General features: G+C 63.6%; 1 protein-coding gene. It reads left to right on the top strand.

The genetic code is table 11. The features are described 5' to 3' along the window. Window positions 1-228, top strand: a 228-nt coding sequence (locus IF67_RS0138585; protein WP_030993741.1) for an integrase core domain-containing protein, incomplete at both ends; no start/stop codon positions are given.

Genomic DNA, 228 nt, shown 5'->3' with positions numbered 1-228 from the left:
CGAACGCGTCCTAACCGACAACGGCTCCTGTTACCGATCCAAGCTGTTCGGCCAGACCTTGAGCGTCGCTGGCATCGTCCACAAACGCACCCGACCGTACCGCCCGCAGACGAACGGCAAGGTCGAACGCCTGAACCGCACGCTGCTCGACGAATGGGCGTACGTGCGCCCGTACTCCAGCAACGCCGAGCGCACCGCAGCTCTCGTGGAGTTCCTCCACACCTACAA

The sequence above is a fragment of the Streptomyces sp. NRRL S-1813 genome, from assembly GCF_000719605.1.
Taxonomy (GTDB): domain Bacteria; phylum Actinomycetota; class Actinomycetes; order Streptomycetales; family Streptomycetaceae; genus Streptomyces; species Streptomyces decoyicus.
This window is presented reverse-complemented; position numbering and strand designations above follow the sequence as displayed.